Annotated in this window: 18 protein-coding genes; 11 read left to right on the top strand and 7 right to left on the bottom strand. The window is 67.8% G+C overall.

The features are described 5' to 3' along the window. Entirely contained in the window at positions 1-723 is a 723-nt protein-coding gene (locus QGN32_RS22005; protein WP_326546289.1) for an adenosylcobinamide-GDP ribazoletransferase, read from the top strand. Positions 724-732: 9 nt separating this feature from the next. Here the strand turns inward: QGN32_RS22005 and QGN32_RS22000 are convergent, their stop codons facing one another. Further along, complete coding sequence (locus tag QGN32_RS22000) at positions 733-1,839, bottom strand: branched-chain amino acid aminotransferase (RefSeq protein WP_326546288.1); 1,107 nt, start codon at positions 1,837-1,839, stop codon at positions 733-735. A gap of 23 nt (positions 1,840-1,862) precedes the next feature. After that, positions 1,863-2,966: a glycine cleavage system aminomethyltransferase GcvT gene (gcvT, locus tag QGN32_RS21995; protein ID WP_326549202.1), complete on the bottom strand. Its 1,104-nt coding sequence runs from the start codon at positions 2,964-2,966 to the stop codon at positions 1,863-1,865. A gap of 60 nt (positions 2,967-3,026) precedes the next feature. Here gcvT and QGN32_RS21990 point away from each other — a divergent pair, with 60 nt between their 5' ends. Beyond that, entirely contained in the window at positions 3,027-4,112 is a 1,086-nt protein-coding gene (locus QGN32_RS21990; protein WP_326546287.1) for an adenylate/guanylate cyclase domain-containing protein, read from the top strand. 17 nt (positions 4,113-4,129) lie between these two features. Next, positions 4,130-5,647, top strand: a complete 1,518-nt coding sequence (locus QGN32_RS21985) for a leucyl aminopeptidase (protein ID WP_326546286.1) — start codon at positions 4,130-4,132, stop codon at positions 5,645-5,647. Positions 5,648-5,650: 3 nt separating this feature from the next. Here QGN32_RS21985 and QGN32_RS21980 read toward each other — a convergent pair whose 3' ends face one another. Beyond that, positions 5,651-7,417 carry an SDR family oxidoreductase gene (locus tag QGN32_RS21980; RefSeq protein WP_326546285.1) on the bottom strand — a complete coding sequence of 589 codons (1,767 nt, stop codon included), beginning with the start codon at positions 7,415-7,417 and terminating at the stop codon, positions 5,651-5,653. Positions 7,418-7,454: 37 nt separating this feature from the next. Further along, entirely contained in the window at positions 7,455-7,811 is a 357-nt protein-coding gene (locus QGN32_RS21975) for an oxidoreductase (protein WP_326546284.1), read from the bottom strand. Positions 7,812-7,969: 158 nt separating this feature from the next. On the opposite strand from QGN32_RS21975, the gene sucB reads away from it, so the two are divergent. From sucB to QGN32_RS21950, 5 genes are read left to right on the top strand one after another with little or no spacing between them, the layout of a single operon-like run. Further along, positions 7,970-9,754, top strand: coding sequence for a 2-oxoglutarate dehydrogenase, E2 component, dihydrolipoamide succinyltransferase (sucB, locus tag QGN32_RS21970; RefSeq protein WP_326546283.1), 1,785 nt, complete (start codon positions 7,970-7,972; stop codon positions 9,752-9,754). A 17-nt stretch (positions 9,755-9,771) separates the two neighbouring features. Further along, positions 9,772-10,677, top strand: a complete 906-nt coding sequence (locus tag QGN32_RS21965) for a TIGR01777 family oxidoreductase (protein ID WP_326546282.1) — start codon at positions 9,772-9,774, stop codon at positions 10,675-10,677. 10 nt (positions 10,678-10,687) lie between these two features. After that, positions 10,688-11,371: a lipoyl(octanoyl) transferase LipB gene (gene lipB / locus QGN32_RS21960; RefSeq protein WP_326546281.1), complete on the top strand. Its 684-nt coding sequence runs from the start codon at positions 10,688-10,690 to the stop codon at positions 11,369-11,371. Next, a complete protein-coding gene (gene lipA, locus QGN32_RS21955) occupies positions 11,368-12,294 on the top strand; it encodes a lipoyl synthase (protein WP_326546280.1) in 927 nt (308 codons plus the stop codon). Before lipB ends, lipA begins: the two co-directional genes overlap by 4 nt. A gap of 4 nt (positions 12,295-12,298) precedes the next feature. Continuing rightward, a complete protein-coding gene (locus QGN32_RS21950; RefSeq protein WP_326546279.1) occupies positions 12,299-13,051 on the top strand; it encodes a DUF4191 domain-containing protein in 753 nt (250 codons plus the stop codon). An 85-nt stretch (positions 13,052-13,136) separates the two neighbouring features. Here the strand turns inward: QGN32_RS21950 and QGN32_RS21945 are convergent, their stop codons facing one another. Continuing rightward, positions 13,137-13,619 carry an RDD family protein gene (locus QGN32_RS21945; RefSeq protein ID WP_326546278.1) on the bottom strand — a complete coding sequence of 161 codons (483 nt, stop codon included), beginning with the start codon at positions 13,617-13,619 and terminating at the stop codon, positions 13,137-13,139. A 146-nt stretch (positions 13,620-13,765) separates the two neighbouring features. Between QGN32_RS21945 and glnA the strand changes: the two genes are divergently transcribed. The 3 genes from glnA to QGN32_RS21930 all read left to right on the top strand — a co-directional run bounded on the left by glnA (position 13,766) and on the right by QGN32_RS21930 (position 16,006). Next, positions 13,766-15,202 carry a type I glutamate--ammonia ligase gene (glnA, locus tag QGN32_RS21940; protein ID WP_326546277.1) on the top strand — a complete coding sequence of 479 codons (1,437 nt, stop codon included), beginning with the start codon at positions 13,766-13,768 and terminating at the stop codon, positions 15,200-15,202. Between the two features lie 75 nt (positions 15,203-15,277). Continuing rightward, entirely contained in the window at positions 15,278-15,802 is a 525-nt protein-coding gene (locus QGN32_RS21935) for a DoxX family protein (RefSeq protein WP_326546276.1), read from the top strand. Positions 15,803-15,877: 75 nt separating this feature from the next. After that, positions 15,878-16,006, top strand: a complete 129-nt coding sequence (locus QGN32_RS21930; protein WP_326546275.1) for a hypothetical protein — start codon at positions 15,878-15,880, stop codon at positions 16,004-16,006. On the opposite strand, the gene QGN32_RS21925 is transcribed toward QGN32_RS21930, so the two are convergent. Both QGN32_RS21925 and QGN32_RS21920 read right to left on the bottom strand, forming a co-directional pair. Next, the gene (locus tag QGN32_RS21925) at positions 16,003-16,863 is read right to left on the bottom strand and encodes a TIGR03619 family F420-dependent LLM class oxidoreductase (RefSeq protein ID WP_326546274.1); all 861 of its coding nucleotides are present in this window, start codon (positions 16,861-16,863) and stop codon (positions 16,003-16,005) included. The two genes, QGN32_RS21930 and QGN32_RS21925, sit on opposite strands and share 4 nt — an antisense overlap. Then, positions 16,860-17,495, bottom strand: a complete 636-nt coding sequence (locus QGN32_RS21920) for a PaaI family thioesterase (RefSeq protein WP_326546273.1) — start codon at positions 17,493-17,495, stop codon at positions 16,860-16,862. The genes QGN32_RS21925 and QGN32_RS21920 overlap by 4 nt, the downstream gene beginning before the upstream one ends. Position 17,496: the final 1 nt, after the last annotated feature.

The following is a 17,496-nucleotide window of genomic DNA, read 5'->3' as shown; positions in this document are numbered from 1 at the left end:
GTGATCCGATCGCTTGCAGGGGCGTTCGCATTCGGGACCGTCGCACCGGTGCGCGCCACGGCGGCCGTCGGCCCAGGGGCGCTGACGGCTCTCCCGGTGGCGGGCGCGGCGATCGGTGGGCTGGCCGCCGCCACGCTCTGGGCGGCATCCTGGGCGTTCGGACCCGGACCGCTGGCCGGTGTGCTCGCGGTGGCGACGGTGCTGGTGGTGACCCGTGGCCTGCACATCGACGGGCTCGCCGACACCGTCGACGGCCTGGGCTGTTACGGCCCGCCGCAGCGGGCCCTCGAGGTGATGCGTGACGGCTCGGCCGGCCCGTTCGGCGTGGCCGCAGTGGTGGTCGCGGTCCTCATCCAGGCTTTCGCCTTCACCAGCTTGACTGCCGTCGGGCTGGTCGTGGCGGTCATGTCGGGGCGCGTCGCGGCGGTGCTGGCCTGCAGGCGTGGCGTGCCCGCCGCTGAGGGCAGTTCGCTGGGTGGTCGGGTCGCCGGCACCCAATCGGTCGCGGTGATCGTCGCGTGGGTCGTCGCGGTCGCGGCGTTGGCCGTCATCGCCGGTTCACGACCGTGGCAGGGGCCGCTGGCCGTCGTCGTCGCGCTGTCGTGCGGGGCGCTGCTGGTGGCTCACTGTGTCCGGCGCTTCGGCGGCCTCACCGGCGACGTACTCGGCGCCGCGATCGAAGTCACGACCACCGTCGCCGCGCTGGGCCTCGCCATCCGCTGACGGCCAGGCTCAGCCGAGCCGGGCCATCCAGCCGTGCGTGTCGGCGAACGTGCCGCGCTGAATCCCGGTCAGCGTGTCGCGCAGCGCCATCGTGATCTCCCCCGGCCCGCCGTCGGCGATGCCGAACTCACCGTCGGCGTGCTTGACCCGAGCGACCGGCGTGATGACCGCCGCGGTCCCACAGGCGAATACCTCGGTTATCTCGCCCGCGGCCGCCTTCTTCTGCCATTCTTCCACGTCGATCTTGCGCTCCTCGACGGCGAAACCGGCATCGGTTGCCAACTGCAGCAACGAATCCCGTGTCACCCCCGGCAGGATCGAGCCGCTCAGCTCGGGAGTGACCAGCCGTGCCGACCCGCCGCTGCCGAACACGAAGAACAGGTTCATCCCGCCCATCTCTTCGACGTACCGTCGTTCGGCGGCGTCCAGCCACACCACCTGGTCGCAGTCGTTGTCCGCCGCTTGAGCCTGTGCGAGCAGCGAAGCGGCGTAGTTGCCACCGAATTTCGCCGCGCCGGTGCCACCGGGGCAGGCCCGCACGTACTCGGTGGACAGCCACACGCTGACCGGTTTGATACCGCCCTTGAAGTAGGCGCCCGCGGGTGAGGCGATGACCATGTAGCGGTACTGGGTTGCCGGGCGCACCCCGAGTCCGGGCTCGGTGGCGAACACGAACGGCCGCAGATACAGCGATTCCTCCCCACCGGCGGGCGGGACCCATCGCTCGTCGACGGCGATCATCTGACGCAGCGACTCGATGAAGACGTCCTCGGGCAGTTCTGGGATCGCCAGCCGGCGCGCCGACATGCGTAGCCTGCGCGCGTTGGCCTCGGGCCGAAACGACACCACCGAGCCGTCGGCCCAGCGATACGCCTTGAGACCCTCGAAGATCTCCTGCGCGTAATGCAGCACGATTGCCGACGGGTCGAGTTCGATCGGGCCGTACGGGGTTACGCGCGCGTTGTGCCAGCCGTCACCCTCGACGTAATCGATCGAGACCATGTAATCGGTGTGGTAGTGCCCGAATCCGGGATTGGCCAGGATCGACGCCCGTACCTCGTCGTTCGCCGGGTTCGCGTTGCGCTCAACCGTGAACTCGAGGGGGCCGTCAGTCATGCAGCGATTGTATATCTGCACCGCTACCGGGTTTTTGCCTCGATGAACGGCGGCTTGAGCACCTCGCACTCGACGGCGCGGCCGCGGACGTCGACCGTGACCCGGTGTCCGTCGGCGATGTCGGCGGCGGTGTCGATGAGGGCTAGCGCGATGCCGGCTTTCAGCGTGGGAGAAAAGGTTCCCGACGTCGTCACGCCCACCTGACGGTCACCGTCGAGCACCGCGAGGTCCGCGCGCAACACTCCCCTCCCGACCGCCTTCAGCCCGCGCAGGAGTCGACGTGGGCCGCGCTCCTTCTCGGCCAGCAACGCCTCGCGCCCCCAGAACGCGTCCTTGCGCCAGCCGATGGCCCAACCGCAGCGCGCCTCTAGCGGCGAGAAGTTCAGCGAGAGCTCGTGACCGTGCAGCGGATAGCCCATCTCGGTGCGCAGGGTGTCGCGGGCGCCGAGACCCGCAGGCTCGCCACCCGCCGCCGTGACCGCCTCGAGGAGTGCGTCGAACACCACAGTCGCGCGGTCCCAGGAGGGCAGCAGTTCGTAGCCGTGCTCGCCGGTGTAGCCGGTGCGGCAGACCCGCACGGGCACTCCGTCGAACTCGGCGTCGGCGTAGCCCATGTAATCCATGTCGGTCGGTAACCCCAGCGCGCCGACCACCCGGGCCGATTTCGGCCCCTGAACCGCGAGCACCGCGTAGGACCGGTGTTCGTCGGTGATCGTCAGGCCGGCCGGCGCTCGCTCCCACAGCGCTTCGACGACCGCGGCGGTGTTTGCGGCATTGGGCACCAGGAAGATCTCGTCGTCGGAGACGTAGTAAGCGATGAGGTCGTCTATGACACCGGCGACCCCGCCTACATCGGTGCAGCACAAGGTGTATTGCGCCTTGCCCGGGCCGATGCGGCCCAGGTCGTTGGTGAGGGTCGAGTTGATGTACTCGGCGGCGCCGGGTCCGCGCACCGACGCCTTGCCCAGATGGCTGACGTCGAACAGCCCGACCGAGGTACGGGTCGCGGTGTGCTCGCTGACCGTACCCGCGTACGAGACCGGCATCAGCCAGCCGCCGAACTCCGCGAAGCTGGCCCCCAGTTCACGGTGGCGCTCTTCCAACGGGCCTCTCGACACGTTGTTCATCTCAGCGTGTGTCACGCCGATCCACCCTAAGGGAGCCGCCCAGTTGGCACACTTGTGCGGGTGGTCGACCTCGACGCGCTGGAAGCTGCGGGGATCGCCGACGCCCACGGACGGGCCGGGCTCATCGCCTACCTCGACTCGCTGGGGTTCACCGCCGAGGACATGGTCGACGCCGAGCGCCGCGGCCGGCTCTTCGGCCTCGCCGGCGACGTGCTGCAGTGGTCGGGGCGCCCCACCCACAGCCTGCGCGCGGTCGCCGAGCGGCTGGGCGTACCGCTCGCCGACCTGGCCCGTGCCTGGCAGGCGCTCGGGCTGACGGTGAGCGACCTCGACCTGCCGGCGCTGAGCCAAGCCGACGTCGACGCGCTGGCGTCCTGGCGGACGATCAGCGCGATGATCGGCGCCGACGCGGCGCTGAATTTCCTGCGGATCATCGGCGCGACGATGGCGCGCCTGGCCGAGGCCAGCGGGACGATGATCCGGCAGGCACAGCCCGACCTGCTGCTGGGGCACAGTCGCGACGAGCTCACCACGGCACGGGCTCACCGCGCGGTTGCCGAGCTCGTGCCGGGAATCTCGGCGTTGATGGATTCGGTGTGGCGTCACCACATCGCCAGCGCCCGGGCCTACTTCGAGGCCGTGGTCCATGATGCGTCGGCCATGGTCACCTGCGGAGTCGGGTTCGCCGATCTGTCCGGCTTCACGGTGCTGACTCAGCGGCTCAGCCCGACCGAGTTGTCCGATCTGCTGGTCGAGTTCAGTGGCGCGGTGAGCGATGTGGTGCACGCCGACGGCGGCCGGGTGGTGAAGTTCATCGGCGATGAGGTGATGTGGGTGGCGCCGGCCCCCGCGCAGCTGGTCGACGTGGCCACCGATCTCGTCGAATATCCGCGGGCACGCGAGGCCGGCCTGGGGATACGGGCCGGCCTGGGGTACGGCTCGGTGCTGGCGATCGGCGGAGATTACTTCGGCACCCCGGTCAACCTGGCCGCGCGGCTGGTGAGCGCCGCGACGCCCGGTCAGATCCTCGCCGCTGCCGATGTGCGCGACGCGCTGCCCGACCGGCCCGCGACCCCGCTGGATCCATTGACACTCAAGGGCTTCGAGGGTCCGGTCACGGCCTACGACCTCCATGTCGGGGGCTGAAGCTAGGGTTGGGGTTCGTGAGCCCTGCAACCGCCGGATACCAGGCCCCTGCCGTCACCGTCAGCTCGTCGTTACGCAAAGGCAAAGACGGCGCCCCGGTGCTGATCGTGCCCGTGGTGAACGGGGACGACGACTCCTCGGCGAAGGTGGTGTCGAGCCCGTTCCTCGACGCCGCGGCGGTCACGGATATCGAGGGCGCGCTGGAGGCGCTCGGCGCCAAGGCCGGCAGCGAGCAGGTGACCCGCGTCGTCGCGCCGTCCCTTTCGGTGGCCAGCGTGTTGGCGGTCGGGCTCGGCAAGTCACGCGACAGTTACCCAGCGGACCTGATCCGCCGCGCCGCCGGGGTGGCGGCCCGGTCGCTCAACGGCTCCGAGGCGGTCCTGACCACGCTGTCGGATCTCGACCTGACCGCCGCGGTCGAGGGATTGATCCTCGGCGCCTACCGGTTCAGCGATTTCCGCAGCGACAAGACCGCCCCCAAGGACGCCGGCCTGCGCGAGATCATCGCGTTGGCCTCGGGTACCAGATCGGGCAGGGACTCCGCGCAGCGGGCGGCCGACATCGCGACCGCGGTGGCCACCGCTCGCGATCTGGTCAACACCCCTCCGAGCCACCTCTTTCCCGCCGAGTTCGCCCAGCGGGCAAAGGCTTTGGGAGACGCGGTGGGTCTGGGCGTGGAGATCCTCGACGAGAAGGCGCTGGAGAAAGCGGGTTATGGCGGCATCGTCGGCGTCGGCAAGGGTTCGTCACGCCCACCGCGACTGGTTCGGTTGACCCACAAGGGCGCGAAACGCAAAGGCAAGAAGGTCGCCCTGGTCGGTAAGGGCATCACGTTCGACACCGGCGGTATCTCGATCAAGCCCGCGGCGAACATGCACCACATGACCTCGGACATGGGCGGCGCCGCGGCTGTCATCGCCACCGTGGTGCTGGCGGCGAAGCAGAAACTGCCGATCGATGTCATCGCCACGGTTCCGATGGCCGAGAACATGCCCTCGTCGACCGCGCAGCGTCCCGGCGACGTGCTGACCCAGTACGGCGGCACCACGGTCGAGGTGCTCAACACCGACGCGGAGGGCAGGCTGATCCTGGCCGACGCGATCGCGCGGGCCGGCGAGGACAAGCCGGACTACTTGATCGAGACCTCGACGCTCACCGGCGCCCAGACCGTCGCGCTCGGCGCCCGCACACCGGGGGTCATGGGCAGTGAGGAGTTCCGCGACCGGGTGGCGCATATTTCGCAGGCCGTCGGGGAGAACGCCTGGCCGATGCCGTTGCCCGAGGAACTCAAAGACGACCTCAAGTCGACGGTCGCCGACCTGGCCAACGTCAGCGGTTCCCGGTACGCCGGCATGCTCGTGGCAGGCACGTACCTGCGCGAGTTCGTGCCCGAGGGCGTGCAGTGGGCGCACGTCGACATCGCGGGCCCGGCGTACAACACCGGAGGGCCGTGGGGCTACACCGGCAAGGGCGGTACCGGTGTGCCGACGCGCACGATGTTCGCGGTCCTGGAGGATATCGCCGCGAGCGGCTAGCCGTTAGACGACCTTGCCGCGCGCGGTGCTGCGCATCACCGGCGGGAGTAGGTGCGCGACCCCGTAGACGATGTGCGCCTCCGGGGCGACCGGGCGGATCGGTTTGTTCTTCTTGACCGCGGAGACGATCGCGTTGGCGACTTTGTCGGGACCGTACCGGCGCCTGGAGAACGCCGTCACGAGTTGGGCGCGACGGGCTTCGACCTTGTCCCTCTTGCCTGCGGGGGCGTCGAACCGGGTGGTGCGGACGATGTTGGTGTCGATCACGCCGGGGCACACCGTCGTCAGGCCGACGCCGGCTTGGTCCAGTTCGGCGCGCAGGCAGTCGCCGAACATGAACACCGCCGCCTTGCTGGTGGCGTAGGCGTTCATCGACTGCTGCGGCGAGTAGGCCGCCATCGAGGAGATGTTGACGACGTGCCCGCCCAACCCGCGGTCGACAAGTTTGCGCCCAAAAGACCTGCAGCAGTTGACGACTCCGCCGAAGTTGATGGCCAACACCCGGTCGTACTCCGCACGCGGCGTGTCGAGGAACATGCCGGCGTGCCCGACACCCGCGTTGTTCACCACGATGTCGGGCACTCCGTGTTCGGCGCACACCCGGTCGGCGAACCGTTCGACAGCGTCGGCGTCGGACACGTCGACGGTGTACGCGTGCGCGATGCCTCCTCGCGCTGCGATCTGGGCCGCGGTCTCCTTGACGGTGCCCTCGTCGACATCGCTGACGACGATCTCGGCACCCTCGCGCGCGAATGCAAGCGCCGTCTCGCGACCGATACCGCTACCCGCGCCGGTAACCGAAACCAGTGTGTCACCGAAATATTCGCGCGGCCGACCCACCTGTGCGCGGAGCAGTTCGCGCGCCGGGGGGTTGCCGTCGAGGAAGTCGACGAGCTGCTCGACCGACCGGGCGATCGCCTCCGGGTGCGACATCGGCGACCAGTGCCCGGCGCGGATGTCGCGACGCCACAGCCGCGCCACCCAGTGCTTGGTGTCGTCGTAGACGTAGGGCCGCACGAACGGATCCTTGACGTTGACGATGAGCTGTACCGGGACGTCGACGTGGTGGTCCGGCCGTTCCGGCTTCATCGACCGCCAGTAGTTGGCGCCGTAGACCTTGACGCTCTTCGCAGCATCGTCCTTGTAGGTCGCGGAATGGTTCAGTTGCTCGTGCGGAATACCGTCCCGCACCAGCAGGATCTGCCGGACCACCTCCGCGACGAAACCGCGCACGGCCAACGGGGCCACGCCCGGGATCGACAAGAGTCCCATGTAGGCAAAGGACAGGAACTGGCTCAGCGCACGCACGAACCGGCGCGGTCGCCACGGGCGCATCACGCTGCCGGTGATGAAGCGGTTCAGGTGGTCGATGCTGGGGCCGGAGATCGACGTGAACGATGCGACGCGGTCACCGGCGCCCGGCCGGGCCAGGTACTCCCACATGGCTGCCGAACCCCAGTCGTGGGCGATGACGTGCACGGGTTGCCCAGGGCTGACGGCGCTGACGACGGCCTCGAAGTCATCGGCGTACTGCGACATGCGATAGGCCGAAACACGCTTGGGCACAGTCGATTTGCCGACCCCACGGTTGTCGTATCGCACGATACGGAAGCGCTCGGCCAGCAGCGGCACGATGCCGTCCCACAGCACGTGCGAGTCCGGCCACCCGTGCAGGAGCACCAGGGTGGCACCGTCGGCATTGCCGTCTTCGTAGACCGCGATCCGCACGTCGTCCGAGCTCTCGACGAACCGCTGAGAGATCTCCTCCATCACACCTCCCGCGACTGACGGAACCGCCGGTACCGTATCAGCGCTCGTCGAGTTCCCGGCGGGCCGCACGACGGCGTTCGATGCGGCGTCGCTCGTCGTAATCTCGCATCCGCTGCGGGTACCCGACTTTCTGCACGTCGTAGACGGGGATGTTCAGCCGGTCGGACAGCCGCCTGGCGCCGGCATCTCCCCCCGCCCGGCGCCGGGTCCACTCGCCGTCGGCGGCAACCAGCACCACGGTGACGTCGGTGACGGTGGTCTTCGGTTCCACGAAAGCTTCCACGCCGGTATGTTCGGCGACCCATTCGCGCAGGTAGTTCAGGTCCGCTGCAGGGTCGTTACCCGGAGCCCTGGCTTCACGCTTCCCGCGCCGAAATCTGTCGAGGACGCCCACTCCCGTCCGTGCTCCCTTCGGTCACCCTTCTCGATAGTGCCAGAGCGACGGGACAGAAGGTCTGCGGCGAACTGCGCGTCCGGACGTGACAGGATGGGTATGCAGACGATCACCCAGCACGACTGACGACCGTTCAAGGGAGCGAGGGAGTCAATCACATGGCCATCTCCGTTCAGATGCCCGCACTCGGTGAGAGCGTGACCGAGGGGACTGTCACCCGATGGCTCAAGCAAGAGGGTGACACGGTCGATCAAGATGAGCCGTTGCTCGAAGTCTCCACCGACAAGGTGGACACCGAGATTCCAGCACCCGCTTCCGGTGTGCTGAAGAAGATCATCGCCCAGGAGGACGACACCGTTGAGGTCGGCGGTGAGTTGGCGGTCATCGGCGATGCCGACGAGGGCGGCGACTCCGATGGCTCCGATGACTCCTCCACCGAGGAAGAGCCGGAAGCCGAGGAAGAACCGGAGGCCGAAGAGGAGAAGCCGGCAGAGGAGCCCGCCGCGCAGCCCGAACCCGCTGCCGAGGAGACGGAATCGGAATCCGGGCCGAAGGCCAAGCCGGCCGCGAAGTCGTCGGGCAAGACGACGCCGGTGCTGATGCCCGAACTCGGCGAGTCGGTGACCGAGGGCACCGTCACCCGCTGGCTGAAGAAGGTCGGCGACAGTGTGGAAGTCGACGAACCACTGCTCGAGGTGTCGACGGACAAGGTCGACACCGAGATCCCCTCGCCGGTGGCGGGCACGTTGGTTTCGATCACCGCAGAAGAGGACGACACGGTAGAGGTCGGCGGCGAGCTGGCCAAGATCGGTGACGCCGACGCGGAGGCCGGTGGCGAGCCCGAGCCCGAGCCAGAACCCGAACCAGAACCAGAACCAGAACCAGAGCCCGAGCCGGAACCTGAACCAGAGCAAGAGGCCAAGCCCGAACCGAAACCCGAGCCGAAACCCGAACCCAAGCCAGCGCCCAAGCCCAAGGCCGAACCGCAGCCGGCGAGCGAATCCGGCCCGTACGTCACCCCGTTGGTACGAAAGCTCGCCGCGGAAAACGGCGTCGACCTCGCCAACGTGAAGGGCACCGGCGTCGGCGGACGGATCCGCAAACAGGACGTCCTCGCAGCGGCGGAAGCCAACAAAGCCCCGGCGGAGGCGCGGGGCAAGACGGCTGCGGCGGCGAAGGCACCTGCCGAGGCCACCGTGTCCTCGGCGCCGCTCGCGCACCTGCGCGGCACCACGCAGAAGGCCAATCGCATCCGGCAGCTGACGGCGAAGAAGACGCGCGAATCCCTACAGGCGACAGCGCAATTGACGCAGACCCACGAGGTCGACATGACCAGGATCGTGTCGCTGCGGGCACGCGCGAAGGCCGGCTTCGTAGAACGCGAGGGCGTGAACCTCACGTACCTGCCCTTCATCGCGGTGGCGGTGATCGACGCGCTGAAGGCTCATCCGAACGTCAACGCCAGCTACAGCGAAGACACCAAGGAGATCACCTACTATGACGCCGAGCACCTCGGCATCGCGGTGGATACCGAACAGGGGCTCTTGTCGCCGGTGATTCACAACGCCGGTGACCTGTCGCTGGGCGGACTGGCGCGCGCGATCGCCGACATCGCCGCGCGGGCCAGGTCGGGTGACCTCAAGCCCGACGAGTTGTCCGGTGGGACGTTCACGATCACCAACATCGGCAGCCAGGGCGCGCTGTTCGACACACCGATCCTGGTGCCGCCGCAAGCGGCGATGCTGGGCACCGGCGCCATCGTCAAGCGACCCCGGGTGATCGCCGACGAGTTCGGTAACGAGTCGATCGGTGTGCGCTCGGTGTGCTACCTGCCGCTGACCTACGATCACCGGCTGATCGACGGTGCGGACGCCGGCCGCTTCCTGACCACCGTCAAGCGCCGGCTCGAAGAAGGCGCATTCGAGGCCGACCTGGGTCTGTAGAAAGGCTTACGCCCGACGTGTCCGAAGCTGTAATCGCGATCGCGGGATCCTCCGGTCTGATCGGCACGGCACTGGTGTACGCACTACGCGCCACCGACCGCCGGGTGCTGCGCATCGTTCGGCGCGCGCCGTCGAACGCCGACGAACTCTTCTGGAATCCCGATGCCGGTGAGTTCGACCCTGCGGCGTTGGCCGGGGTCGACGCAGTGGTCAACTTGTGCGGGGTCAGCGTCGCCGACAAGCGGTGGTCGGGCGCGTTCAAGCAGAGCCTGCGCGACAGCCGGATCGGGCCGACGGAGGTGCTCGCGACCGCGGTGGCCGAGGCCGAGGTCCCCGTACTCGTCAACGCCAGTGCGGTCGGCTTCTACGGTGACACCGGCCCGCAGATCACCGATGAGACCGCGCCCGCCGGCGACGGGTTCCTGGCCGATCTCTGCGTGGACTGGGAGGCCGCCACCTGGGCCGCGCAACAGGACGGCGCCCGGGTCGTGCTGGCGCGGTCCGGCTTGGTGCTGGCCCCCGCGGGCGGGATGCTCGGTCGGCTCAAACCGCTGTTCTCCCTCGGACTGGGCGCCCGACTGGGCGACGGTCGCCAGTACATGCCGTGGATCAGTCTGGAGGATGAGGTTCGCGCGCTGCTGTTCGCGATCTCGCACGACGAACTGTCCGGGCCGGTCAACCTCACCGGTCCCGCCCCGGTGACCAACGCCGAGTTCACCACGGCGCTGGGCCGCGCGGTCAACCGCCCGACACCGCTGATGGTGCCGGGGTTCGCACTGCGCATGGCGCTGGGTGAACTCGCCGACGAGGGCCTGCTCGACGGCCAGCGCGCCATCCCCGCGGCGCTCGAGCGTGCCGGATTCGCCTTCCACCACAACACCATTGGCGAGGCGTTGGCGTTCGCCACCACGCCACCGGAGTAGCGTCGTAGCCATGGCGGGTTCCATTCGGTCGGTGACAGCGCCGATCGACGTGCGCCGGCTGGGCTCGATCGACTACGAGGAGGCCTGGCGGCTGCAGCGCGAGATCGCCGAGAAGCGGATCGCGGGTGGCCCGGACACCCTGCTGCTGCTCGAGCACCCGCCGGTGTACACCGCGGGGCGCCGCACCCTGGCCGAGGAACGGCCGGAAGCCGGTGCCGGCGGCGTACCCGTCATCGACACCGATCGCGGCGGCAAGATCACCTGGCACGGGCCCGGCCAACTGGTGGGCTATCCGATCGTGGGGTTGGCCGAACCGCTCGACGTCGTCAACTTCGTTCGGCGCCTCGAGGAGTCGCTGATCAAGGTTTCCTCCGACCTCGGCGTGCGAACCGGCCGGGTCGAGGGCCGCTCCGGGGTGTGGGTACCAGCCGACGACCGGGGCCCGGCGCGCAAGCTCGCCGCGGTCGGGATCCGGGTGGCGCGCGCGACGACCCTGCACGGGTTCGCGCTGAACTGCGACTGTGATCTGTCCGCCTTCTCGGCGATCGTGCCGTGCGGCATCTCCGACGCCGGGGTTACTTCGTTGACGGCTGAACTGCGACGTCGGGTCGGGGTGGCGGACGTCGTCGACCAAGTGGCCGACGCCGTGTGCGACGCCCTGGACGGTCGGTTGCAGGTAGCGTTGACATCGTGACCGTGACACCCGAAGGTCGCCGACTCTTGCGCCTCGAGGTCCGCAACGCCGAGACACCGATCGAGCGCAAGCCGCCGTGGATCAAGACCCGCGCGAGGATGGGCCCGGAGTACCAGGAGCTCAAGGCGCTGGTCAAACGCGAAGGCCTGCACACCGTCTGTGAGGAGGCCGGCTGTCCCAACATCTTCGAATGCTGGGAGGACCGCGAGGCCACGTTCCTGATCGGCGGTGAGCAGTGCACCCGTCGCTGTGATTTCTGCCAGATCGACACCGGCAAGCCCGCCGAACTGGACCGCGACGAGCCGCGCCGGGTGGCCGAGAGCGTGCAGGCGATGGGCCTGCGCTACTCGACCGTGACCGGCGTGGCCCGCGACGATCTACCCGACGGTGGCGCCTGGCTGTACGCCGAGACGGTGCGCGCGATCAAGGAGCTCAACCCGAACACCGGCGTCGAGTTGCTGATCCCCGACTTCAACGGTGACTCCGCTCTGCTGCAGCAGGTATTCGAGGCGCGTCCAGAAGTGCTGGCGCACAACGTCGAAACCGTCCCGCGCATCTTCAAGCGGATTCGGCCCGCGTTCCGCTACGAGCGGAGCCTGGACGTGCTCACCGCGGCTCGCGACTACGGGCTGGTCACCAAGTCCAACCTGATCCTCGGCATGGGCGAGACGCCCGACGAAGTGCGTACCGCGCTGACCGATCTGCACGGCGCGGGCTGCGACATCGTCACGATCACCCAGTACCTGCGGCCGTCGCTGCGCCACCACCCGGTCGAGCGCTGGGTGCATCCCGACGAGTTCGTCGAGCTCGAGCAGTTCGCGCAGCGGCTCGGCTTCGCCGGTGTGCTGGCCGGTCCGCTGGTGCGGTCGTCGTACCGTGCCGGGCGGCTGTATGCCCAGGCCAAATCCGCGTCCGTATCCTGAACGGATGGCGAAGAAGCGCAATCCGGCTGAGGTCAAGGCTGCGAAAGCCGAGGCGAAGGCGGCCCGCAAAGCCGCGTCCAAGCAACGCCGCAGCCAGCTGTGGCAGGCGTTCCAGATGCAGCGCAAAGAGGACAAGCGGCTGCTGCCGTACATGATCGGTGCGTTCGTGCTGATCGTCGCCGGTTCCGTGGCGCTCGGACTCTTCGCGGGCGGCTTCACCACCTACACGATGATTCCGCTGGGCATCGTGCTCGGCGCGCTGGTGGCGTTCATCATCTTCGGCAGACGCGCGCAGAAGTCGGTCTACCGCAAGGCGGAGGGCCAGACGGGCGCGGCGGCATGGGCGCTGGACAACCTGAGGGGCAAGTGGCGGGTGACGCCCGGTGTCGCGGCGACCGGCCACTTCGATGCCGTGCACCGGGTGATCGGCAGGCCCGGCGTCATCTTCGTCGGCGAGGGTTCGCCGTCGCGGGTGCGGCCGCTGCTCGCGCAAGAGAAGAAACGCACCGCCCGACTGGTCGGCGACACCCCGATCTACGACGTCATCATCGGCAACGACGAAGGCGAAGTGCCACTGGCCAAATTGGAGCGCCACCTCAACAAGCTGCCCGCCAACATCACCGTCAAGCAGATGGACTCGCTGGAGTCGAGACTGGCCGCGCTGGGCACCAAGGCCGGGCCCGCCGCGATGCCGAAGGGGCCGCTGCCGACGCAGGCCAAGATGCGCGGCGTGCAGCGCACCGTGCGGAGGCGCTGACCCTTCCGCGTTCCGCGAAACAGACGAAATGGTCGTAGTCCGACCGGATTTTCAACCAGAACGTCGGTTTCGGCGCCAAGGGAAGTTACCGCCGGACCACCGCGGTGTTCGTGAACCGGTCCTGGTAGCCCCGGAAGTCCCGGTCGGTGAACAGCGCGGGTATGACGAAGAACACCAGCAGCCCGCGCACCGTGGCGCGGCCGATCCCGACGTGCATGCGGTGATCGATCGAGGCGACCCGCAGGCCCAGCGCCCACTGTCCGGGTGTGAAGCCGAACAGCCGCACCGAGACGATGCCGAGCACCAGCCACACCACCGCGATGGACGTGGAACCCAGCGACGAGTACAGAAAGGCATCCCGGCTCACCAACCCGAGCCCGACCACGAATCCCACCAGCCCGTAGGCGATGAACCAGTCGAGCATCAGCGCGGCGATGCGCCTGCCGAACCTGGCGATCGAGCCGGGGCCGGTCTCCGGCAAACCGAGGCGCTGTCCGGGATAGTCGTCGGGTCCGGTGTCGCTGGTCGGATCCGGACCCGACAGCCAGGACCCCAGTGTTCGGGCCATAGACTCAGGATATGCGGGACTCTGCGAAGTCCATCAGGCCGCTGACGTGAGATTGCGTAACTTCGGCGCAACATCCGGTTGACGACCGTGCAACATCGTGTCCTTAGCGTCAACCCGCGAGTTACCAGATATAAGGAGAGAACTCAGTGGCAGAAAAGACCGCCGACGACATTCTCAAGCTGATCAAGGACCAGGACGTCGAATACGTCGACATCCGGTTCTGCGATCTGCCCGGCGTCGTTCAGCACTTCTCGATTCCGGCTACGGCCTTCACACAGGATGTCTTCGAGGACGGCCTGGCCTTCGACGGCTCGTCGGTGCGCGGATTCCAGTCGATCCACGAATCCGACATGATGTTGCTGCCGGACCCCGAGACCGCACGCATCGACCCGTTCCGCGCCGCGAAGACGCTGAACATGAACTTCTTCGTGCACGACCCGTTCACCCGCGAGGCCTACTCACGCGACCCCCGAAACGTCGCCCGCAAGGCGGAGAACTACCTGGCCAGCACCGGCATCGCCGACACGGCATACTTCGGCGCCGAGGCCGAGTTCTACATCTTCGACTCGGTGACCTTCGATTCGAGGATCAACGGCACCTTCTACGAGGTGGACTCCGAAGCCGGCTGGTGGAACACCGGCGAACCGGTCGAGGCCGACGGCAGCGCGAACCGTGGTTACAAGGTCCGGCCCAAGGGCGGCTACTTTCCGGTCGCGCCGTACGACCACTACGTGGACCTGCGCGACAAGATGGCCACCAACCTGATCAACGCCGGCTTCACCCTCGAGCGTGGCCACCACGAGGTGGGCACCGCGGGTCAGGCGGAGATCAACTACAAGTTCAACACGATGCTTCATGCCGCCGACGACGTGCTGCTGTTCAAGTACATCGTCAAGAACACCGCATGGCAGGCCGGCAAGACCGTGACCTTCATGCCCAAGCCGCTGTTCGGCGACAACGGGTCCGGCATGCATGCGCATCAGTCGCTGTGGAAGGAAGGCCAGCCGCTGTTCCACGACGAGTCCGGCTACGCGGGCCTGTCGGACATCGCGCGCCACTACATCGGCGGCATTCTGCACCACGCGCCGTCGTTGCTGGCGTTCACCAACCCGACGGTGAACTCCTACAAGCGCCTGGTGCCCGGCTACGAGGCGCCGATCAACCTGGTGTACAGCCAGCGCAACCGCTCGGCGTGTGTGCGTATCCCGATCACCGGCAACAACCCGAAGGCCAAACGCCTGGAGTTCCGCTGTCCCGACAGCTCGGGCAACCCGTACCTGGCGTTCGCCGCGATGCTGATGGCCGGCATCGACGGCATCAAGCGCAAGATCGAACCGCAGACCCCGGTCGACAAGGACCTCTACGAACTGCCGCCGGAGGAGGCCGCCAACATTCCGCAGGCGCCCACCTCGCTGTCGGCGGTCATCGACAAGCTCGAAGAGGACCACGAATACCTCACCGAGGGCGGGGTGTTCACCGAGGATCTGATCGAGACCTGGATCTCCTACAAGCGGGAGAACGAGATCCTGCCGGTACAGATCCGGCCGCACCCGTACGAGGTGGCGCTGTACTTCGACGTGTAAACACGATTCGACACTTCGGGCCGGGCGGATCATTTCGCCCGGCCCGAAGTGCGTCTGCGCGTAGGGTCGAAACGCATGACGACCTTCGATGCACGCCTCTCCAGTTACTCGTCACCGCTGCTGAGCCTGTTCCGGATCATCGCCGGACTGTTGTTCACCCTGCACGGCACGATGAAGATGTTCGGTTGGCCAATCGGTGAGGCCGTGCCGGTCGGCACCTGGCCGCTCTGGTGGGCCGGGCTGATCGAACTCGTCGCCGGTCTGTTGATCACTGTCGGATTATTCACGCGGATAGCGGCGTTCATCGCCGCCGGCGAAATGGCGGTCGCCTACTTCTGGATGCACTGGCCGCCGCTCGACGGTCCGCCGGCGAGTTTCTGGCCGATAGAGAACGGCGGAGAAGCCACGCTACTGTACTGCTTCGGTTTCCTTGCGCTGGCCGGGTTGGGCGCCGGGGCCTTGTCGGTCGACACCCGGCGAGGCGGTGGGCCAGGTGGTGCGAGACCGAGTCGCGTAGCCACGGGTACCGCCGCTCCCACCGGTCATGCCACCGACGAACCCGTCCGGCGTCGCGGCCTCCTCAGCCGATTTCGACGGTGAGGCGCGGACCGGCGGTTTCACCGCCAGCGCACAGAACGCACGTCTCGTCGTGACCGCGACGGAGGGACGATCGCGATGAGCACTGACGCGAACGGCGGGCGGCGCCCGACAGTCGGCGGGTCTGAACTCGCGGCCGGTCTCGACGTCGAGATCGTCGGTGGCCTAGCCGCGCCGGTGAGCGACGTGATCGCTCGTTGGGGCTAGCGGTCCAGACCGAGGTCCTTCCGGAACCGCTTCATCCCGTCGATCTTCTCGGTCAGCGATGCCTGCGGACCGGCGTAGAACATCCAGGGCATCGTGATGATGCCGGTGACGCCGCCTGCCGCCGCGCGGTCGAAGTGCTCGGCGGTGAACGCGTCGGTCAGCGGCGTCAGGATCTCGAAACCGTCCATCCCCAGGCCGTTTTCGGCGCGCAACTCGCGCAATTTGGCGACCCGTTCGAGCGCCCGGTCGGTGGTGATGAGGTCGCCGATCCAGCCGTTGTGACGCGCCGCTCGGCGTAACGCGATGTCCGAGAGCCCGCCCACATACACGGGGATCGGCGGCGGCGTGGGTTCCATCTCCAGCCGGGGCGTCTGATAGAACTCGCCGCGGAACTCGGTCCAGCCCGGTTTCCACAAGTCCTTCATCAGCTCGAGCATCTCGTCGGTGCGTTTGCCGCGCCGCGCGAACTGCTGGCCGATCAACGTGAACTCTTCCTCGCACCAGCCGACGCCGATGCCGAGTTCCAGGCGCCCACCGGCCAGAACGGCCGCTGTGCCGATCGACTTCGCCGCCGAGTACGGATCCCGCATCGCGGGCAGGTACACCGTGGTGACGAACCGAGCCCGCGATGTGACCAGGGCCAGGCCGCCGATCAGCACCCACGGGTCCGGCCAGTCGGTGAACGCCTCCCACCGGCGTCGACCGTCCTTGGTGTAGGGGTACGGCGTCCTCAACGTCTCGAGATTGACGACGTGGTCCGGTATCGCGAGACCCTCGTAGCCGAGATCGTCTGCAGCTGTGGCGATTTCGACAACCTGTTGGGTGTCGAGGAAAGCAAGGCTGACGTAGAACTTCATCCGACGTCCCTGGCCCATGCCGGCCGGATGAAGACGCCCTCCGCCTCCACGGTGGGCCCCTCGGCGTCGATCAGATAGCCACGCGCGAATGTCTTGACACCCTCGGACCGCTCCACGAACGCCTCCGCGCGTAATCGACCCAGCGGCGTTCCGCGCAGATAGCGAAGCGAGATGGTACCGGTGAACTTCGGCTGGGTCAGGCCTTCGCTCGCGGCCTCACCAAGCAGGTGGTCGAGCACCAACGCGCAGATACCGCCGTGCACCCACCCCGGCGGCCCTTCATACGCGCCGCTCAGCGTGAACTCGGTCCAACAGCGACCGTCGCCTTCATGATGGATGATCATCGGGGGTGCAATCGCATTGCGCAGTCCGACGGCCGGGTTCGCCCACGCCAGCGGACGTCCGGTGGCCTCGTGACGCAAGGTCGTGGTCACCGAACGGTGCTTGCTCTCCAGCAGCTGGGTGACTGCCTCGATTTTCGCTTGGGCATCGGCGACCGCGGTCTCGTCGATCTCGGTGTGCAGGCTCGCATAGATCAGTTTCCGCACCGCATCAGTCAACGGACCGTACAGCGCTCGCTGCCGCTGGTACTCCTCGTCGCTGATCGAGTCGAACCCGAAATCCATACTCATC

The organism is Mycolicibacterium sp. ND9-15, assembly GCF_035918395.1.
GTDB lineage: Bacteria > Actinomycetota > Actinomycetes > Mycobacteriales > Mycobacteriaceae > Mycobacterium.
Note: the sequence above shows the minus strand (reverse complement) of the source record. Positions and strands in the feature narration are given on the sequence as shown.

Excerpts from the sequence above, each read along its gene's own strand:
- QGN32_RS21920 (WP_326546273.1), bottom strand. The coding sequence starts at position 17,495 with ATGAGTATGGATTTCGGGTTCGACTCGATCAGCGACGAGGAGTACCAG.
- QGN32_RS21935 (WP_326546276.1), top strand. The coding sequence starts at position 15,278 with ATGACGACCTTCGATGCACGCCTCTCCAGTTACTCGTCACCGCTGCTG.
- QGN32_RS21980 (WP_326546285.1), bottom strand. The coding sequence starts at position 7,417 with ATGGAGGAGATCTCTCAGCGGTTCGTCGAGAGCTCGGACGACGTGCGG.
- QGN32_RS21925 (WP_326546274.1), bottom strand. The coding sequence starts at position 16,863 with ATGAAGTTCTACGTCAGCCTTGCTTTCCTCGACACCCAACAGGTTGTC.
- gcvT (WP_326549202.1), bottom strand. The coding sequence starts at position 2,966 with ATGAACAACGTGTCGAGAGGCCCGTTGGAAGAGCGCCACCGTGAACTG.
- sucB (WP_326546283.1), top strand. The coding sequence starts at position 7,970 with ATGGCCATCTCCGTTCAGATGCCCGCACTCGGTGAGAGCGTGACCGAG.
- lipB (WP_326546281.1), top strand. The coding sequence starts at position 10,688 with ATGGCGGGTTCCATTCGGTCGGTGACAGCGCCGATCGACGTGCGCCGG.
- QGN32_RS21950 (WP_326546279.1), top strand. The coding sequence starts at position 12,299 with ATGGCGAAGAAGCGCAATCCGGCTGAGGTCAAGGCTGCGAAAGCCGAG.
- QGN32_RS22000 (WP_326546288.1), bottom strand. The coding sequence starts at position 1,839 with ATGACTGACGGCCCCCTCGAGTTCACGGTTGAGCGCAACGCGAACCCG.
- QGN32_RS21930 (WP_326546275.1), top strand. The coding sequence starts at position 15,878 with ATGAGCACTGACGCGAACGGCGGGCGGCGCCCGACAGTCGGCGGGTCT.
- QGN32_RS21945 (WP_326546278.1), bottom strand. The coding sequence starts at position 13,619 with ATGGCCCGAACACTGGGGTCCTGGCTGTCGGGTCCGGATCCGACCAGC.